General features: G+C 74.9%; 15 protein-coding genes and 1 riboswitch. Of the genes, 7 read left to right on the top strand and 8 right to left on the bottom strand.

The window, feature by feature from the left end; all coding sequences use genetic code 11:
- Nucleotides 1–123 precede the first annotated feature (123 nt).
- On the bottom strand, nucleotides 124–1,158 hold the full coding sequence (locus tag Q5530_RS26270; protein ID WP_415365423.1) for a thiamine ABC transporter substrate-binding protein: 1,035 nt from the start codon (nucleotides 1,156–1,158) through the stop codon (nucleotides 124–126).
- A riboswitch (TPP riboswitch) is annotated at nucleotides 1,148–1,262 on the bottom strand. Its footprint overlaps the gene before it by 11 nt.
- A 24-nt stretch (nucleotides 1,263–1,286) precedes the next feature.
- Between Q5530_RS26270 and Q5530_RS26265 the strand changes: the two genes are divergently transcribed.
- Complete coding sequence (locus Q5530_RS26265; RefSeq protein WP_415365421.1) at nucleotides 1,287–1,586, top strand: 4a-hydroxytetrahydrobiopterin dehydratase; 300 nt, start codon at nucleotides 1,287–1,289, stop codon at nucleotides 1,584–1,586.
- Here the strand turns inward: Q5530_RS26265 and Q5530_RS26260 are convergent.
- The gene (locus tag Q5530_RS26260; protein WP_415365419.1) at nucleotides 1,542–2,738 is read right to left on the bottom strand and encodes a mannosyltransferase; all 1,197 of its coding nucleotides are present in this window, start codon (nucleotides 2,736–2,738) and stop codon (nucleotides 1,542–1,544) included. The genes Q5530_RS26265 and Q5530_RS26260 overlap by 45 nt on opposite strands.
- A 481-nt stretch (nucleotides 2,739–3,219) precedes the next feature.
- The gene (ychF, locus tag Q5530_RS26255) at nucleotides 3,220–4,299 is read right to left on the bottom strand and encodes a redox-regulated ATPase YchF (protein ID WP_415365417.1); all 1,080 of its coding nucleotides are present in this window, start codon (nucleotides 4,297–4,299) and stop codon (nucleotides 3,220–3,222) included.
- A gap of 79 nt (nucleotides 4,300–4,378) precedes the next feature.
- Between ychF and Q5530_RS26250 the strand changes: the two genes are divergently transcribed.
- Together Q5530_RS26250 and Q5530_RS26245 are read left to right on the top strand one after the other, a co-directional pair.
- Nucleotides 4,379–5,647 carry a DNA-3-methyladenine glycosylase 2 family protein gene (locus Q5530_RS26250; RefSeq protein WP_415365451.1) on the top strand — a complete coding sequence of 423 codons (1,269 nt, stop codon included), beginning with the start codon at nucleotides 4,379–4,381 and terminating at the stop codon, nucleotides 5,645–5,647.
- The gene (locus Q5530_RS26245) at nucleotides 5,644–6,156 is read left to right on the top strand and encodes a methylated-DNA--[protein]-cysteine S-methyltransferase (protein WP_415365415.1); all 513 of its coding nucleotides are present in this window, start codon (nucleotides 5,644–5,646) and stop codon (nucleotides 6,154–6,156) included. Before Q5530_RS26250 ends, Q5530_RS26245 begins: the two co-directional genes overlap by 4 nt.
- 37 nt (nucleotides 6,157–6,193) lie before the next feature.
- Here Q5530_RS26245 and Q5530_RS26240 read toward each other — a convergent pair whose 3' ends face one another.
- Both Q5530_RS26240 and Q5530_RS26235 read right to left on the bottom strand, forming a co-directional pair.
- Nucleotides 6,194–7,027, bottom strand: coding sequence for a DUF6542 domain-containing protein (locus Q5530_RS26240; RefSeq protein WP_415365414.1), 834 nt, complete (start codon nucleotides 7,025–7,027; stop codon nucleotides 6,194–6,196).
- 48 nt (nucleotides 7,028–7,075) lie between these two features.
- Nucleotides 7,076–8,023: a DNA recombination protein RmuC gene (locus Q5530_RS26235; protein WP_415365450.1), complete on the bottom strand. Its 948-nt coding sequence runs from the start codon at nucleotides 8,021–8,023 to the stop codon at nucleotides 7,076–7,078.
- Nucleotides 8,024–8,112: 89 nt separating this feature from the next.
- On the opposite strand from Q5530_RS26235, the gene Q5530_RS26230 reads away from it, so the two are divergent.
- The 3 genes from Q5530_RS26230 to Q5530_RS26220 are packed head-to-tail and all read left to right on the top strand — an operon-like array spanning nucleotide 8,113 to nucleotide 13,169.
- Nucleotides 8,113–9,258: a metallophosphoesterase family protein gene (locus Q5530_RS26230; protein WP_415365413.1), complete on the top strand. Its 1,146-nt coding sequence runs from the start codon at nucleotides 8,113–8,115 to the stop codon at nucleotides 9,256–9,258.
- Nucleotides 9,255–12,140, top strand: coding sequence for an AAA family ATPase (locus Q5530_RS26225; RefSeq protein WP_415365411.1), 2,886 nt, complete (start codon nucleotides 9,255–9,257; stop codon nucleotides 12,138–12,140). Before Q5530_RS26230 ends, Q5530_RS26225 begins: the two co-directional genes overlap by 4 nt.
- 12 nt (nucleotides 12,141–12,152) lie before the next feature.
- Nucleotides 12,153–13,169 carry a pentapeptide repeat-containing protein gene (locus Q5530_RS26220; RefSeq protein WP_415365410.1) on the top strand — a complete coding sequence of 339 codons (1,017 nt, stop codon included), beginning with the start codon at nucleotides 12,153–12,155 and terminating at the stop codon, nucleotides 13,167–13,169.
- Nucleotides 13,170–13,175: 6 nt separating this feature from the next.
- Here Q5530_RS26220 and Q5530_RS26215 read toward each other — a convergent pair whose 3' ends face one another.
- The gene (locus tag Q5530_RS26215; protein ID WP_415365409.1) at nucleotides 13,176–14,141 is read right to left on the bottom strand and encodes a DUF1883 domain-containing protein; all 966 of its coding nucleotides are present in this window, start codon (nucleotides 14,139–14,141) and stop codon (nucleotides 13,176–13,178) included.
- 109 nt (nucleotides 14,142–14,250) lie between these two features.
- Entirely contained in the window at nucleotides 14,251–16,146 is a 1,896-nt protein-coding gene (locus tag Q5530_RS26210; RefSeq protein WP_415365408.1) for an ABC transporter ATP-binding protein, read from the bottom strand.
- 293 nt (nucleotides 16,147–16,439) lie between these two features.
- Between Q5530_RS26210 and Q5530_RS26205 the strand changes: the two genes are divergently transcribed.
- Nucleotides 16,440–17,360: a hypothetical protein gene (locus tag Q5530_RS26205; protein ID WP_415365407.1), complete on the top strand. Its 921-nt coding sequence runs from the start codon at nucleotides 16,440–16,442 to the stop codon at nucleotides 17,358–17,360.
- A 47-nt stretch (nucleotides 17,361–17,407) separates the two neighbouring features.
- On the opposite strand, the gene Q5530_RS26200 is transcribed toward Q5530_RS26205, so the two are convergent.
- Nucleotides 17,408–18,352 (bottom strand): 4-hydroxy-3-methylbut-2-enyl diphosphate reductase, encoded by a 945-nt coding sequence (locus Q5530_RS26200; RefSeq protein ID WP_380642899.1) that lies wholly within the window; start codon nucleotides 18,350–18,352, stop codon nucleotides 17,408–17,410.
- Between the last annotated feature and the right edge of the window lie 18 nt (nucleotides 18,353–18,370).

Raw genomic sequence — 18,370 nt, 5'->3', positions numbered from 1 at the left:
ACCCGACCCCCGGGCGCGGTCGGAACCGGCGAACCGGGCCGGGAGCGGTCGGACCGGGGACAGTCGGGCCGGGAGCGGTCGGGCCCGAACCGGCCGGCGAGCCGGGACCGGTCGACGGGCCGGTCAGCCCTGCACCAGCGCGCGCCACTCGGACACCCAGCGCTCGCGGTTCGCGTCGACGTCGGCGGCGGGCAGCGACCGGGACGAGGTCGGCAGCGGCGCGGCCTTCGCCCACGACTCGGGCAGCGCCACGCCCTCCCGCGACGGGTACACGTACATCTGGCCGGGCACGTCGGCCTGGAACCGCTCGGACAGCAGGAAGTCCACGACCCGCTCGGCGTCCTCGGGGTTCTTCGCGCCGTCGAGCACGCCCGCGTACTCGACCTGGCGGTAGCAGGTGTCCAGCAGGGCCTTGGTGCGCGGCGTGCCGTCGTCGCCGATCTCCGCGGACGGCGAGGACGCGTAGGACACCACGATCGGCCGCGGCCCCTTGCCGCTGGAGCCGGAGAAGTCCTGGGTGTACGCCTCCTCCCAGCCGCTGACGACCTTCACGCCGTTGCCGGCGAGCTGCCCCCAGTAGTTCCGCCAGTTCGGCTCCCCGAAGGTGGCGATGGTGCCCAGCAGGAACGCCAGGCCCGGCGACGAGGTGGCGGGGTCCTCCACCACCAGCATGTCCCGGTACTTCGGGTCGGCCAGGTCGGCGAGCGCGGTCGGCACGCCCACTTCCTCGAGCGCGGCCACGTCGACGTTGAGGCACACGTCCCCGACGTCCACGGCGTGCAGCCGGTTCGCCGGTTCGAGGGCGTAGCGCTGGGCCCCGTGCCGCGCCTCGGGGCTCGCGTACTCGGCGAACACGCCCTCCTTGAGCGCCCGGGAGGCGAACGTGGAGTCCACGCCGAAGGCGACGTCGCCGATGGGGTTGTCCTTGGTCAGGACCAGCTTGTTGGTGACCTCGCCCGCGTCGCCGCCGGCGAGGGGCTTGATCGTGATCCCGCTCTCGGCCTTGAACGCGTCCAGGACCTCCGGGGACACCGCGAACGAGTCGTGGGTCACCAGCGTGACCACCCGCTCCCCCGGCGCCGGCTCGTTCGACGCCGCCACCGAGCAACCGGTGAGCAGCGCGAACGCGGTCGCGGTGGACAGCACGCGTCGGAGCATGATCTCTCCCTACACCGGCATGACCCGGATCAGGTGTGGACGGTCGAAGGCCGGCGCGCCTTCCTCTCAGCCCGGCGCATCACCGGACTCCCGTGGTAGGCGGGCAGTTTAACCGGCAGGATCGGGGGATGCCCAAAGCCGAGTTGCTGACCGACGACCAGGTGGACGCCGCGCTGGTGTCCCTGCCCGAGTGGCGCGCCCGGGGGGCCGCGCTGGTGCGCACCGCGGAGCTGCCGAGCTTCGCCGTGGCGGTGGAGGCGGTGAACCGGGTCGCGGAGATCGCGGAGCGCGACGACCACCACCCCGACATCGACATCCGGTGGCGCACCCTGACCTTCCGCTGCTCGACGCACGTCAGCGGCGGGATCACCGCGCTGGACGCGTCACTGGCGCAGGAGATCGACGCGGTCCTCGACGCGCTCGCGTGACCGCAGCGCCACCGCGACGGTGACCAGGGTGAGCAGGCCCACCGCCGGGTAGACCCAGCCCAGCGCGGCCAGGTGCCAGGGGCGGGGGATGATCCAGATCGACTCCTGGGCCATGAGCAGCACCGAGATCAGGTAGCTGCCGATCGCCGCGAGCCACGCCACCGCGGTCACCTTCGCGAGCCGGTGGGTCGTGCCGTAGACCAGCCAGAGGACGGCCGGCACGGCCCACACCCAGTGGTGGCTCCACGAGATCGGGGACACCAGCAGGCCCAGGAACTGCACGGCGACGATCATCGCCAGCGCGTCCCGCGCCCCGACCGCGGCGTGCAGGGCGAACCCGGCGAGGACGGCGGCCACCACCGCGCCGGCCAGGAACACCGGCCCGGTCTGCACGTCGTGGCCCAGGGTCCGGCTCAGCGCGCCGCGCAGCGACTGGTTGATCGCGGAGCCGACGGGCCCGACGCGCTCCGCGTCGCCGAGCAGGTGGAACCAGTACTGCCGGGACAGCGACGGCGACACCGCCCAGCCGATCCCGACGGTCGCGGCGAACGCGACGACCGACCACACCGCCGCCCGGTACTGGCGGGTGACGAGGAAGTAGAGGCCGGAGATCGCGGGGGTGAGCTTCAGGCCGGCCGCGACGCCGACCCCGGCGCCCTGCGCCCGGGACCGCGCGGAGACCAGCGTGCCCAGCAGCAGGGCGGCCAGCACCAGGTTGATCTGGCCGTAGTTCAGCGTGGTGCGGACGGGTTCGACCCAGATGAACAGGGCGGTCCACAGCAGGGCCCGGCGCGGGTCGCGGCTGCCGACCAGCTCCAGGGACTTCCGGGTGAGGAACCACAGGCAGGCGAGGCTGACCAGCTGCCAGAACCAGCGCGCCACGCCCCACGGCACCCACGAGAGCGGCACGAAGACCAGCGCGGAGAACGGCGGGTAGGTGAAGGGGAGGGCGAACTGGTCGGAGAACTCCTCCAGCCGCCAGTCGTAGAGTTGACCGGTGAACAGCTCCGGGGAGGCGTTCCGGTAGACCATCAGGTCCACCATGGTCATCTTCGTCTGGAAGGCGACCATCGCCAGGTGTCCGAGCAGCGACAGGCCGAACAGCCACGGCGCGACGGCGAGGACACGCCCCTCCAGGGACCGCAGTACCACGCCTACCTCCACGTTCGTGTGAATTGCACGACTACCGGGCCACGAAACCGGGTACTCGGACGTCAAGACGAGTGGGAGATCAACGCAAGGGGATATCGCATGACCGCCGACATCGTCGTGTTCACCGTCTCGGCCCTGGCCATGCTGGCGACCGCGGGTGGCGTCTTCGCCATGGCCCGCCACAGCCGCAACCAGGTGCGCTGACAGCACGCAGACAGTACCTCGGGGCGGCGCACCAGGTGCGCCGCCCCGAGGTCGTCTCCGGGGTGGGTTCGGGTGCCGGAGGGCTTGGCGTGCGGGGGTCGGCCGGGTTCGGCAGGGGTGCCGCAAACGCTTGCGGGCAGGTGGGTGGGACGCCAGGGAGAGGTTCCGGGCCCAGCGGCCCTGACGTGCTCGTGGGCCGCCTGCCGGGCGCCGGGGATTCTACGACCGCACGGTCAAGCCGGTTCGCGGTTGGTCTGAGACCCCTCCCCGGAGCGGGTCACACGTTGAACCGGAACTCCACCACGTCGCCGTCCGCCATGACGTAGTCCTTGCCCTCCATGCGGACCTTGCCCGCCGACCGCGCCGCGGCCATCGAGCCCGCCCCCACCAGGTCGGCGAAGGACACCACCTCGGCCTTGATGAACCCGCGCTCGAAGTCCGTGTGGATCACGCCCGCCGCCTGCGGCGCGGTGGCCCCCTTGGGGATCGTCCACGCCCGCGACTCCTTGGGCCCCGCGGTCAGGTAGGTCTGCAACCCCAGCGTGTGGAACCCGGCCCGCGCCAGCGCGTGCAGGCCCGGCTCGTGCTGGCCGATGGACTCCAGCAGCTCCCGGGCGGACTCGTCGTCCAGCTCCAGCAGCTCCGCCTCGACCTTGGCGTCGAGGAACACCGCGTCCGCCGGGGCCACCAGCTCGCGCAGCTCCTTGAGCTTCGCCTCGTCGGTGAGCACGCCCTCGTCGGCGTTGAACACGTACAGGAACGGCTTGGTGGTGAGCAGGCTCAGCTCGCGCAGCAGCGGACCGTCCACCTCGGACCGCGCGGAGAACAGCGTGCGACCCGAGTCCAGCACCTCGCGCGCCTGCTTCGCGGCCTCCAGCGCCGGCCGCCGGTCCTTGACCGTGCGCGCTTCCTTCTCCAGCCGCGGGATGGCCTTCTCCAGGGTCTGGAGGTCCGCGAGGATCAGCTCGGTGTTGATCGTCCCGATGTCGGAGGCGGGGTCGACGCGGCCGTCGACGTGCACCACGTCGTCGTCGGCGAACACCCGGATGACCTGGCAGATCGCGTTGGCCTCGCGGATGTTGGCCAGGAACTTGTTGCCCAGGCCCGCGCCCTCCGACGCGCCCTTGACGATGCCCGCGATGTCGACGAACGACACCGTCGCCGGCACCTCGCGCTCCGAGGAGAAGATCGCGGCCAGCCGGCCGAGCCGCTCGTCCGGCAGCGCCACCACGCCGACGTTCGGCTCGATGGTCGCGAACGGGTAGTTCGCCGCCAGCACGTCGTTGCGCGTGAGGGCGTTGAACAGGGTGGACTTGCCGACGTTGGGCAGGCCGACGATGCCGAGGGTCAAACTCACGGGAGGGGAGTCTACGCGCCCCACCCCCGTGTCCGATTTCCGCGAGACCTCACCCGAACGCCCTGGCAGAGTGGTCGCCGTGCTCCTGGACGACGAACTCGCCTACCGGGCGGTGGCCGCCCGCGACGCCCGGTTCGACGGGTGCTTCATCCTCGCGGTGCGCACCACCCGCATCTACTGCCGCCCGTCCTGCCCGGCGGTGACGCCGAAGCGCCGCAACGCCGAGTTCCACCGCACGGCCGCCGCCGCGCAGGCGGCCGGCTACCGGGCGTGCCGGCGCTGCCTGCCGGACGCCGTGCCGGGCTCGCCGGAGTGGAACCTGCGCGCCGACCTGGCCGCGCGGGCGGTGCGGCTGATCTCGGACGGCGTGGTGGAGCGCGAGGGCGTGCCCGGCCTGGCGAAGCGCCTCGGCTACTCCGAGCGCCACCTGACCCGCGTGCTGACCGCCGAGCTGGGCGCCGGTCCGCTGGCCCTGGCGCGGGCGCACCGCGCGCACTCCGCCCGCCTGCTGATCGAGACCACCGACCTGTCGTTCTCCGACGTGGCGTTCGCGGCGGGCTTCGCCGGCGTCCGCCAGTTCAACGACACGATCCGGTCGGTGTTCGCCACCACGCCGTCGGCCATGCGCGCCGCCCGCGCGACGACCGGTCCGGCCGGCCGCATCACGCTGCGCCTGCCCTACCGGCCGCCGTTCGACGCGGCCGGCCTGCTGGCCCACTTCCGGGCCGCCGCGATCCCGGGCGTCGAGCACGTCACCGACACCCGCTACGCCCGCTCGCTGCGCCTGCCGCACGGCGAGGCCACGGTCCGCCTGGAGCCCGCCGACGGCCACGTCCGGTGCGCGCTGCGGCTCACCGACCTGCGCGACCTGGGCAGCGCGGTGAACCGGGTGCGGCGGCTGATGGACCTGGACGCCGACCCGGTGGCCGTGGACGGGTTCCTGTCCGCCGACCCGGTGCTGGGGCCCCGCGTGCTGTCCCGGCCGGGCGTGCGCCTGCCGGGCAGCGTGGACGGGGCGGAGACCCTGCTGCGGGCCCTCGGCCACACCGCGCCCGGCGAACCCCTGGCGCACCCGGACGGCGAGGTCACCCACCTGTACCCGCGGCCGGCGGAGGTCGACTCCCCGGTGGCGCGGGCCCTGGCCGACGGCTCGCTGCGGGTGGACGTGGGCCGGGACGCCGACGAGCTGCGCGCCGAGCTGGCCGCGTTCCCCGGCGTGGGTCCCCGGGTCGCCGCCACCGTGGTGATGCGCGTCCTCGGCGCGCCCGACATCCCCCTGACCGAAGACGACGACGCCTGGCGGCCGTGGCGCTCCTACGCCGCCGTGCACCTCGGGAGAACAGCATGACCACCGCGCACGTGTCCACGATCGACACCCACCTGGGCCCCTTCACCGCCGTCGTCGCACCGGACGGCGCGGTGCTGGCCGGCGGCTGGACCGCCGACCCGGACGACCTGCTGCCGCAGGTCTCGCCCTCGCTGCGCCCGACCTCCCTCACCACCCGCCGCGACCTGGGCGAGGTCACCCGGGCCGTGCGCGCCTACCACCGGGGCGACCTGGCCGCGATCGACGACGTGCCGGTGCGGCAGCGGGCGGGCGGGTTCACCGAGCAGGCGTGGACGGCGCTGCGCGCGGTGCCGGCGGGCCGGACCGTCTCCTACGCCGAGTACGCCGGGCTGGCGGGCCGCCCGGCGGCGGTCCGGGCGGCGGCGAGCGCGTGCGCGAAGAACGCCGCCACGCTGTTCGTGCCGTGCCACCGGGTGGTGCGCACGGGCGGGGCGACCGGGAACTTCCGCTGGGGCGTGGAGGTCAAGCGCCGGCTGCTGGCGCACGAGGCGCGGGCCCGGCCCGAGTAGCGGCCGGCCCCGGGAAGCCGCGTCGACCCCGCGCCCGTCAGTCCTCGTCGCGCGGCGGCCGGGGCTTGCGCTGCCCCGGGCGGCCCTCGCGGGACGCCGGGCGGCGCGGCCGGTCGCCGGGGGCGCCCTCGCGCGGCCGGGGGCGCTTGGGCCGGTCCTCGTCGGACGCGGCGGTGGTCGGGCGGCGCTCGCCGTCCGGGCGCGGGCGCTGGGGGCGGTCCTCCGGGTCGACGGCCGGCTTGGCCGCCTTCGCCGGCTTCGCCGCCTTGACCGGCTTCTCGGCGCGCTCGGCCTTCGCGGGCTTCTCCGCCCTGACCGGCTTCTCGGCGCGCTCGCCCTTGGCGGGCCTGGCCGGCTTCCGCCTCGCCTCGCGGACCTCGTCCCTGGTCAGCCGGTTCGGGTCCTTCTGGGTCATCACCCGCACGATCCCGATGACCACCGTGCACACCGTGGTCAGCGCCATCGCCGGGAAGCCGTCGATCAGGGGCTTGCCCAGGTCGATGCCGACGGAGGCCAGCCCGCCCGTGGGCATCCCGTGCGCGACCACCACCAGCAGCGGCACGACGATCGCCAGCACCAGCGGCGGCTGGACGATCGGGCCGAACATCGACCGCCGCTCCACGAACACCACCGCGCCGACGCAGCCGACGAAGAACGCGACGGCGAACGCCCAGCTCACGGTCGTGCCGGAGGACAGGTCCACGTACGCGCCGACGGCGGCCACGACGAACGAGATGAGCACGGCGGCCCACCAGGGCAGACCCCGGAAGGTGCCGAACATCGCCCGGTCGTTCCAGCGCACGGGCCGGTCGACGTCGTCGAAGTCGTCCTCCGGCTCGCTGCGCGAGTCGTCACGCGTTGCAGCGGTCACGCAGCACACTCCTCGGTCGACCGGGGGCGGAAGGTCCGCCACACTCTATTACGCCTCGCGGGCGTCCAGGGGTGCACCGAGGCTCTCGTCCGCCCGACGCACCAGCGGCAACGGCGTGACCCCGGACGACGCGTCGCTCAGCGGCTCCACGGCCGCCCGGAAAGCCTCCAGCGCGTCGAGCTCCCGCCGGCGCGCCGACAGGAACCGCTGGAGGTGCGTGCTGGACAGGTTCACCGCGTCGACCGCCCCGTCCGCGGCCCGGTGGGCGCGCCCGGCCGCCTCCCGCACCCGCTCCACGTCGTCGGCCAGCGCCCGGTCGGTCACCGCGAACATCGCCGCCGACGCGATCACCGCGAACCCGGTCGGCCCGCACAGGAACACCCGCCGGTCGAGCAGCCACCGCAGCAGCTCGGGGTCGGTGTCCAGGGCGGCCGCGACGGCGGCGTCGTTGGGCACGAACATGATCGTCCCGTAGATCGCGTCGGCCCACCGCTGGTAGCCCTTGCCGGCCAGCTCGGCGGCCCGCGCCCGGATGTTGCGCACGTGCACGCGCAGCGCGTCGACGCGCTCGCCCGGGTCGTCGGTCTCGACCGCCTCGGCCCACGTCGCCATGCTCATCTTCGCGTCCACCGGCACCTGCCGGCCACCGCCCACGTTGAGCACCAGGTCCGGTCGCGCGGACCCGCCGCCCGCGACGTCCACCTGCACCTCGAAGTGGATGCCCTGGCGCAGGCCGAGCACCCGCGCGGTCTCCACCAGCACCCGCTCGCCCAGCTCGCCGCGCCCGCTGACCGACGAGAACGCGACCTCGTACCGCTGGAGCGCGGCCCACTGCCGGTCACCGCGCTCCCGCTCGGCGGCGACCGCGGCCAGCGCGGCGTCGGCGCGCCGCACGCCGTCCTGGTAGAGCCGGTACAGGAACACCAGGGCGCCCGCGAGCAGGAACGCCACGACCACCGCCGCCGTGCTGAGGACCTCCGTCACACCGCAGATCATCTCCCACCGCCGTGAGATCACTCGATCGAGCGACACGCCGGGGACCCCCTCCCGGGCTCCGCCGGGGGCCGGCCCTAGCGTGTGCCCGCATGCGGTTCCTGCACACCTCCGACTGGCACGTGGGCCGGACCTTCCACGGTCGGGACCTGCTCCGCGAGCAGGAGGCGGTGCTGGGCGGCCTGGCCGACCTGGTGTCCGACGAACGGGTGGACGTGGTCGTGGTGGCGGGCGACCTGTTCGACCGGGCGGTGCCGAACGCCGAGGCGGTCGCGGTGTGCTCGCGGGTGCTCAAGCGGGTCCGCGCGGCCGGGGCGAGGATCGTGATCACGCCCGGCAACCACGACTCGGCGACGCGGCTGGGCTTCCTCGGCGCGTTCGCCGAGGCGGGCGGGCTGCACCTGCGCACGCGGGTGGCCGAGCTGCACGAGCCGGTGCTGTTCGCCGACGGGCACGGGCCGGTCGCGGTGTACGGCATCCCGTTCCTGGAACCGGAGACGGCGCGGCACGCGCTGGGCGTGCCGGGGGCCAAGGGCCACGCGGGCGTGCTCACCGAGGCCATGCGGCGGGTCCGGGAGGACCTGGACCGGCGCCCCGGCACGAGGTCGGTGGTGCTGGCGCACGCGTTCGTGACCGGCGGCGAGCCGTGCGAGTCGGAGCGCACCATCGCGGTGGGCGGCGTGCAGGACGTGTCGGCCTCGGTGTTCGCCGGGGTCGACTACGCGGCGCTGGGCCACCTGCACGGGCAGCAGACCCTGACCGACCACCTGCGGTACTCGGGCAGCCCGGTGGCGTACTCGTTCTCCGAGGCGCGGCACGACAAGCTGGTGTGGCTGGTCGAGCTGGACGCGGGCGGCCTGGTGGGCGCGGAGAAGCGGACCCTGCCCGTGCCGCGGGCGCTGTCCACCCTCGGCGGCGAGCTGGAGGAGCTGCTGCTGGAACCCGCGCACGAGGCGGTGGTGGACCACTTCCTGTCGGTGACGCTGACCGACCGGGTGCGCCCGCTGGACGCGCTGCGCCGGCTCCAGGCGCGGTTCCCGCACGCGGTGCACGTGGAGTGGCGGCCGGCGACCGGGCGGGCGGGCGAGCTGCGCTTCGCCGAGCGCGTGCGCGGCCGCACCGACGAGGAGGTCGCCTGCTGCTTCGTCGAGGACGTGCGCGGCGACCGGCCGGGCGACCGGGAGCTGGGGCTGCTGCGCGAGGCGTTCGCCGCGGCGGCGCGGGAGGTGGACCGGTGAAGCTGCACCGGCTGGCGGTCAGCGGGTTCGGCCCGTACGCGGCGCGGGAGGAGGTCGACTTCGACCTGCTCGGCGCGGACGGGTTGTTCCTGCTGCACGGCGACACGGGCGCGGGCAAGACGACGCTGCTCGACGCGGTGGCGTTCGCGCTGTTCGGGAAGGTGCCGGGCGCGCGCGGCGACGTGAAGCGGCTGCGCTGCGACTACGCCTCCCCGGACACGCCGACGGTGGTCGAGCTGGAGCTGACCGTGCGGGGGCGGCGCTTCCTGGTCCGGCGCAGCCCCGAGTACGACCGGCCCAAGCGGCGCGGCGACGGCGTCACCCGCCAGCAGGCGCAGGTGTCGCTGACCTGGCTGGCCGGCTGGGAGGGCGAGGGCCACACCCGCATCGACGACGTGGCGCGCGAGATCGACACCCTGCTGGGCATGACCGCCGACCAGTTCTTCCAGGTGGTGCTGCTGCCGCAGGGCGAGTTCGCGCGGTTCCTGCGCGCGGAGACCGCGGAGCGGGAGAAGCTGCTGGAGAAGCTGTTCGGCACCGAGCGCTTCCTGGACGTGGAGAAGTGGTTCCGCGAGCACCGCCGGGAGCGGCGCGCGGAGGTGGAGCGGCTCGGCCTGCTCAACCGCGACCTGGTGCAGCGGGTCGCGGAGGCGGGCGCCGAGGAGCCGCCGGCGGTGGCCGACCCCGAGTGGCTCAGCTCGCTGCTCAAGCGGCTGGACGAGGACGGCCGCGAGGCCGGGCAGCGGGCCGACGAGGCGCTGGCGCTGCGCGCGGAGGCGGAACGGGCCTGGCAGGCGGCGCGGGCGCTGGACGAGCGCGTGCGGCGGGTGCACGAGGCGCGCCGGGCGCTCGACCGGTACGCCGAGGAGGAGCCGGACCTGCGGGCCTGGGCGGCGGAGCGGGACGCCGCCCGGCGGGCCGCCGTGGTCGTGCCCGCGCAGGCCGCCGCGGACCGGCTGGCGACCGCGCTGGCCGGCGCGGAGGCGCGGGAGCGGGCGGCGGCGGACGCGGTGGCGTCCCTCGGCTGCGCGGCCCCCGCGGACGCGGACCTGCGCGGCGACGCCGAGCGGCTGCGCGAGGAGTCCGGCGCGCTGACCGGCCTGGCCGCCGAGGCGCTCAAGCAGGAGGAGGACCGGCGGCGCGTCGCGCACCTGGAGCAGGCGGCCGCGGCCACCTCCCGGGACCTGGCGGTGCTGGTGTCCCAGCTGGACGAGGTGCCCGCGCGGCTGGCGGCGGCGCGGTCGGCGGTCGAGGAGTCGGCGCTGGCCGCCGCGCGGCTGACCCAGGTCGCCGGGCTGGCGGCGGCGGCCGGGGAGCTGCCGCGCGTCGAGGCGTCGTTCCGGGCGGCCGACGAGGCGCGGCGGGACGCCGTGGACGGGCACCAGGGGGCCCGGGACGCGCTGCTGCGGGTGCGGCGCGAGCGGCTGGAGGGCATGGCCGTCGAGCTGGCGGGCGAGCTGCGGTCCGGGCAGGCGTGCCCGGTGTGCGGGTCGGCCGAGCACCCCGCGCCCGCGCGGCCCCTGCTGGAGACCGTGACGGCGGCCGACGAGGACGCCGCCGCCGAGGTGGAGCAGCGGGCGGCCGACCGGCGGGCGCGGGCCGAGCAGGAGGCGCAGAAGCTGGAGGTCCGACTCGCCCACCTGCGGGAGCAGCTGGGCGACCGCTCCCCCGACGAGCTGGACCGCGAGCACCGCGCGGTGGCGGCGCTGGCCGGGCGGGTCGAGGCGCGGCAGGCGGAGCTGGCCGGCCTGGAGGGGCAGGTGGAGGCCGCGCTGGAGCGGCGGGGCCGGCTGGAGCGCGACCTGGAGCGGGCCGGCGCGCAGCGGGACGAGCTGGCCGCGGCGGTCGAGGAGCGCGAGGCGCGGCTGGAGGAGGCCCGCGGCGACTTCCCGGACGTGGTGGCCCGCCGGGCGCACCTGTCCGACCTGGCCGACGCGCTGACCGACCTGCACGCGCGGCGGGTCGCCGCGGCCGAGGACGCCGAGCGGCTGGCCGAGCAGCGGCTGGAGGTGTCGCGGCTGGCGGCCGGGGCCGGTTTCGCCGACGTCGCCGAAGCCCTGGCCGCGGCGCGCCCCGACGCGGCGGTGGCCGCGCTGGAGGAGCGGGTCCGGCGGGCGGAGCACGGCCGCGCGGCCGCCGAGAGCACCCTGGTGGAGCTGGCCGACGTCGACCCGGCCGCCGAGGTGGACGTGGCGGGCGCCGAGGCCCGGTTCCGCGCGGCGACCGAGGCGGCGACGACCGCGACCGGGGCCCGGGACGAGGCCGCCCGGCGCGCCGGGCGGGCCGCCGAGCTGGCCGGGCGGCTGCGCGCGGCGTGGGCGGGGCTGGAACCGGTGCAGGCGGCGTTCGACGAGCTGGACGCGCTGACCGACGTGATCAACGGCCGGGGGCAGAACAGCCGCAGCATGACCCTGCGCACCTACGTGCTGGCCGCGCGCCTGGAGGAGGTCGCGGTCGCCGCGAGCGCCCGCCTGGAGCGCATGAGCCAGGGCCGCTACCGGTTCGTGCACTCGGTGGAGGCCGGGCCGCGCGGCACCAGGGGCGGGCTGGGGCTGGACGTGCTGGACGACTACTCCGGCGTGCAGCGCCCGGCGAAGACGCTGTCGGGCGGCGAGTCGTTCCTGGCGTCGCTGTCGCTGGCGCTGGGGCTGTCCGACGTGGTGGCGGCCGGGGCGGTGCTGGACACGCTGTTCATCGACGAGGGCTTCGGCACGCTGGACGCCGAGACGCTGGAGCTGGTGATGACCACGCTGGACGAGCTGCGCGCGGGCGGCCGGGTGGTCGGCCTGGTGTCCCACGTGGACGAGCTGCGGCAGCGCATCCCGACCCGGCTGCGGGTGCGCAAGGCCCGCGCGGGCTCGACGCTCGAACTGACGGCCTGACGAGGGGTCGGGGTGGCACCGGGTGTCCTGTGGCGCGGCGCGCTGGTGGTGTTCGCGGTCCTGGTGCCGGTGCTCGCCACCCTGGTGCTGGTGCCCGACTGGCTGCACCCGCCGCTCGACGACGAGGCGCTGAGGGGCGTCGCGGACGCCGAGAAGCGCATCCAGCTGCGGCAGGCGCAGGGCCAGTTGCAGAACACCGTCCGCTCGACGCTGCTCCAGGCGGTGGCGGGCCTGCTGGTGCTCGTCGGCGCGGCCGCCACCTGGCGGCAGGTCCAGGTCGCCCGCGAGGGGCAGCTCACCGAGCGGTTCACCCGGGCGATCGACCAGCTCGGCAGCGACAACGCCGACGTGCGCGTCGGCGGCGTCTACGCCCTGGAGCGGATCGCGCGGAACTCGCCCGCCGACCGCGACACCGTGAGGTTCGTCCTGGGCGCCTTCGTGCGCAACCACGTCCCGCGCGAGGCAGGGGCGCGCGGGCCGGACGACGGTCCCGGCGAGCGGCTGCCGTGGTTGCAGCAGCGCCTGCCGGACGTCCAGGCGATCATGCAGGTGCTGTCCCGGCGATCCCCGTCGCCCACCGGCGGGCGGCGGCTCGTGCTCTCCCACGTCGACCTGCGCAGCCTGCTGCTGGACCCGGGCTCGGTGCTGGCCGGCAGCGTGCTGCGGCACACCGACCTGTCCCGGGCCCGGCTGTCCGGGGTGGACCTGCGGCGCGTCGACCTGACCGGCGCCGACCTGCGCCTGGCCAACCTGCGGGAGGCCGACCTGCGGGACGCCGTCCTGCGCCGCGCGGCGCTCGCCGGGGCGAACCTGACCGGAGCGGACCTGACCGGGACCGACCTGGCCGGAGCGGACCTGGCCGGAGCCGACCTGACCGGGGCAAACCTGAGCGGAGCCGACCTGACCGGGGCAAAGCTGACTGGAGCGGACCTGCGGGACGCGGCGCTGGAGCGGACCCGGCTGACCGGCGCCGTCAGCGACGGCACGACGCGGTGGCCGGCCGACCGGCGCCCGCCCGACCACGTCTGACGGCGGTCACCGCCGGGCGGCCCTGACCGGCACGACCTGGCCGGGCAGCGCCGGCGGGTCGTCCTCCTGCTCGACGGCGGGCTCACCGGGCAGCACGACCAGCGCGATCTCCTCCGCGATCTCGTCCACGGTGCGGTCGCTGGTCCCGCGCACCACCAGGTCCGCCAGCCACGGGAGCCCGTCCAGGGCCTCGACCCGGGTGATCCGGTGCAGCACCGGCAGCACCACCTGGTCGCCCTCGACCCGCGGCGTCCCGGTCGCGGTCGGCTCGAAGAACCCCGGCGACAGCACCACCACGCCGAACCGGCTGCACGCGAGGCCGCGCTCCAGCCGCTTCGCCAGCGAGTCACCGATGGCCAGCTCGAACTCGTCCAGCCACACCGACGCGCCGCGCGCCCGCAGCGCGTCCGCGAGCGGCCGGGCGACCTCGGCCCGGTCCTCGACGACGTGCAGCACGAACACGTCGCGCAGGCCGTCCGCCGAACCCCGCTCCCGGACCACGCCCAGGCGCGGTTCGGTGTTCACCGGCTGCACGGTCACCGGCGGCAGCGCCTCCGCGAGCCACCGGACGCGCAGGTCGAGGTGACCGGACGCGCTGCCCAGGTCGCCGACGACGCGCCAGCGCCCCGCCCACGGCACGGTCAGCTCGAAGGGCGACCCGGTCGCCCACCCCCCGACGTAGGCGTAGCGCCTGCCCCGCATCATCCGCGCGTAGTTGGGGCCGTCGACCAGGCGCACGCTGGCCGCGGGACCGTCGAGGTGCACGCGCGCCACCGCGCCCGCGGGCTGCCGGTGCGGCTCGGTGCACCAGAACCGGCCCGGCCGCCCCGCCGCGCGGCGCACGTCGCGCCGGCGGCCGGGGCGCAGGACCAGGCGCCAGTTCGGCGTGGAGGGGCGGACCACCAGCCACAGCAGCAGCGCGGTCTCCGCGCCCAGGACCAGGGGCCAGTTCTCGGCGAGCCATTCGAACATGACCGGAGCCCTCTCGGCGGGATGTCACCAAGGGGCCATCCTGGTGAACCCGGGAGCGCGGGTCAAGGGACCGCGCGGCGCGGCGGGAACCCCGTTCGCGCCGGAAAACCTACTCGTTCGCCGGGGCCGCCAGCAACCCGCCCCGGTAGGCGGCGGCCTGGAGCTCGAACAGCTCGAAGTAGTGGCCGCGCGCGGCCATCAGCTCCTCGTGCGTGCCCTGCTCCACGATGCGGCCCTCGTCGAGCACCACGATCCGGTCGGCGTTGCGGATGTTCGCCAGCCGGTGCGTCACCAGGATCGTGGTGCGCCGCGCGGTCGCCGCGCGCAGCCCCTCGAACACCCGCGCCTCGGCCTTCGCGTCCAGCGCGGCCGTCGGCTCGTCGGCCACCAGCACGGCGGCGTCGCGGTACATGCCGCGGGCGATGCCCATGCGCTGCCACTGGCCGCCGGACAGGTCCTGGCCGTCGTTGAACTGCCGGGACAGCACGGTGTCCGGCCCGGCGGGCAGCGAGGCCAGCACCTCGTCCGCGCCGGACCTGGCCACCGCGTCCCGGTACGCCTCCTCGTCGTCCCGCTCCAGGCGGCCGACCAGCACGTTGTGCCGGGCGGTCATCGGCCACTGCGCCGGGTCCTGCGCGATCACCGCGATCGACGAGTGCACCAGGTTCGGGTCGGCCGCCGCCAGGTCCACGTCGTCCCAGCGGACCGTGCCCGACGAGGCCGGGTAGAGGCCGGTCAGCACCTTGCCCAGGGTGGTCTTGCCCGAGCCGTTCTCGCCCACCAGCGCGACGACCTCGCCCCGCGCCACGGTCAGGTCCACCTCGCGCAGCGCGGGCTTCTTCCCGCCCGGGTAGGTGAACGACACCCGCTCCAGGGTGATCAGCGCCGGGTCGGCGGGCGGCCGGGCGCCGGAGCCCGCCTGGGCCCGTTCCGCGCCCTCGGCGAGCAGCTTGCGGTAGAAGTCGATGTAGAACGAGTCCTCGTAGAGCGCGTTGACCGCGCGGGTGGTGCCGGCCAGCGAGGAGAACCCGGTGCGCATGGCCAGCACCGCCGTGCCCGCCAGCGCCAGCTCCATCGCCCCGGTGTGCAGCAGGAGGCCGAGCACCGCGTAGGCGACGCCGGTGCCGAGGCCCGCGAGCGCCCGGCCGACCAGCCGCACCGCGTTCGTCCGGTGCGCCATCCGGATCTCGTCGACCACCAGGCTGTCGGCGATCCGGCGGTGCTCGGCCAGCAGCCGCTCCTGGAGCGCCAGCGCGTGGCGTTCGAGGGCGAAGTCCCGCTCGGTGGCGACCTGCTCCACCACGCCCTTGCGGGTGTTGCGGGTGACCGAGTCCAGGAAGTGGTCGTAGCGCAGCTTCGAGGCGCGCGCCGCCGCCCACGCGTTGGCCAGGGCGGCGAGCAGCAGCGCGGGCGCGAGCCACGGGTTGAGCAGGCCGACCGTCACCACCGCGGCCAGCAGCGAGACGCCGCCGGAGAGCAGGTCGGCCAGGTACCGGAGGCTGGACTCCATCGAGCGGACGCCGCGCCGGCCGCCCTGGCGGGCCAGCTCGCGGAAGTCGGCGTCCTCGAACGCGAGCAGCTGCGCCCGCACGAGCACCGCCGTGACCTCGTCGTTCGCCGCCCGGGTGAGGCGCGGGCGCAGCGAGCTCTCCACCGCGGACACGGCCGTGTCGAGCAGCGCGCGGACCACCAGCGACCCCACCACCACGGCCAGCGCGGGCAGCGCGCGGGCCACCCGGTCGGGGGTCGGCCCGTCGCGCAGCAGCGCGGTGAACACGTCGGCGGTGGCCAGCAGGCCGAACGCGGTGACCCCGCCCGAGACGACGTGCACCACGCCCGCGAGCACGGTCAGGCGCGGCGAGGTCGCCCACGCCAGGCGCGTCACCGTCGCCACGGCCCTGGGCAGGCTGCGCAGCGCCTTGCCCAGGCTCACCGACATCCCGCCGCGGCGACGGGCCCACTTGGGGGTGGCGACGTTCTCCACCCCGATCAGCACGGTGCTCATCCGCCCAGCAAACGGGAACTCGCGGGGGGTCGCCAACGCTTTCGCCATCGGCGCAGGCAGGGGCCGCGGGGAGCCGGAAGTGTCGTACCCCCGTGGGAGGATCGCCGCGGCGATCCCGAGCCGGCGCCGCAGAATGGAATAAAAACACCCCACGGGGCGCGCAACACGCACCCGGCCGTCGACGACACGCGGGGTGACGCCGGGCGGAAATCATTTCCGATCACCGCCCGAGGAATTTCCCCATCTGTTCCGCACGCATTTTCCGCGTGCGCTCCGACAATGGAGGGACAACCATGCACACCATTACCGGACGAACGCGCCTCGGTGTCGTCGGCGCCGCCGTGGTGCTCGCGTCGGTGGTGACGGCCGCGCCCGCCTCCGCCGCGCCCCCGTTCGACCCCGGTCTCGGGCGCACCCCCTACCAGCCGGACAAGATGCTGGTCGACCCGATCGCCACCGACTCGGGCGACGTCGAGAACCGGTACGGCTTCAACCTGCTCCAGTTCCGCGGGGTGCGCAACCCGGCCTACTACGAGCTGATGGACCACTACACCGTCAAGCTCTACCGCAACCGCCGCGGCCTGCCCGAGGACGACTCGCGCGTGAAGCGGGAGAAGAAGTGGTTGAAGGGCGTCGACGACGTGATGTCGACGATGGTCCTGGAGACCAACAAGTGGGTCGGCGGACGCCTGGAGTACCTGGGCTACGACGAGGAGCCCTACCTGACCACGCCGCGCCCGGCGAACCAGATCAGCATCACCTTCGACCCGCAGCTGACCGGGTCCATCGGGATCGCCTTCCCCGGCACCACCGCCGACCGGCGCGGCCTGGTCTACACCGGCGGCAACATCAGCTTCGCGTTCCTGTCCGCGTGGGACGACCTGGCCGAGCGCAGCCTGGACGGCGAGCGCGAGGCCCGCTACGACATCGCGTTGAAGGTCGTGCACGAACTGGCGCACATGATGGGGCTCAACCACTACCACGAGGAGTTCCACGGTGAGCCCACGCTCATGGGCCCGCGGACCTCGAACCTGGTGTCCAGCTGGAACGACGTGCTCACGCGCGGCGACAAGGCCGGGCTGCTGGCGATGGCCGGGTGGCGCGAGCGGGCGAAGAAGTGCGGCGAGCAGGGCGAGTGCGAGCGGATCTGGTACAAGGACGACGGGGTGGCCTGGCCGCCGAACCCGCCGGACCACCGCTACGACCGGGGCTGATCGGGGTCGCCCGGGGCCGGCCGGTCCCGGCCGGCCCCGGGCGACCGTCAGCGCACCATGTCCTTGCGCAGCTCGCGGGGCAGCGCGAAGGCGATCTTCTCGTTCGCCGTGGTGATCTCCTCCACCTGCCCGTAGCCCCGCTCCGCGAGGTGCTTGAGCAGGTCCATCACCAGGATGTCCGGCACCGACGCGCCCGAGGTCACACCGACCGTGGTCACGCCCTCCAGCCACGCCTCGTCGACCTCGCGGGCGTAGTCGATCAGGTAGGAGGCCCGCGCGCCCGCCTGGAGCGCCACCTCCACCAGCCGCACCGAGTTGGACGAGTTCCTCGACCCGACCACCAGCACCAGGTCGCACTCCGGCGCCATGGTCTTCACCGCGGTCTGCCGGTTGGACGTGGCGTAGCAGATGTCGTCCGACGGCGGCTCCTGGAGGTCCGGGAACCGCTCCTTGAGCTGCCGCACCCGCACCATCGTCTCGTCGACCGACAGCGTGGTCTGGGACAACCAGACCACCTTGGACGGATCGCGCACCTCGACCTTGCCGACGTCCTCGGCGGTGTCGACGAGTTGGATGTGCTCGGGGGCCTCGCCCTGCGTGCCCTCGACCTCCTCGTGCCCCTCGTGGCCGATGAGCAGGATGTCGTAGTCGTCGCGGGCGAAGCGCTTGGCCTCGTTGTGGACCTTGGTCACCAGCGGGCACGTGGCGTCGATGGTGCGCAGCGAGCGCGAGGCCGCCTCCTGGTGCACGGCGGGCGACACGCCGTGCGCGGAGAACACGACCAGGGCGCCCTCGGGCACCTCGTCGGTCTCGTCGACGAAGATCGCGCCCCGGTCGGACAGCGTCTCGACGACGTGCTTGTTGTGGACGATCTCCTTGCGCACGTAGACCGGCGCGCCGTACTGCTCCAGCGCCTTCTCCACGGTCACCACGGCACGGTCCACGCCGGCGCAGTAGCCGCGCGGCTTCGCCAGGAGCACTCGCTTGTCCATGTCCCCAGGGTACGGCGT

It is taken from the genome of Saccharothrix sp. BKS2, from assembly GCF_047689505.1.
In the GTDB taxonomy this organism is placed as follows: domain Bacteria; phylum Actinomycetota; class Actinomycetes; order Mycobacteriales; family Pseudonocardiaceae; genus Actinosynnema; species Actinosynnema lopnurensis.
Note: the sequence above shows the minus strand (reverse complement) of the source record. Positions and strands in the feature narration are given on the sequence as shown.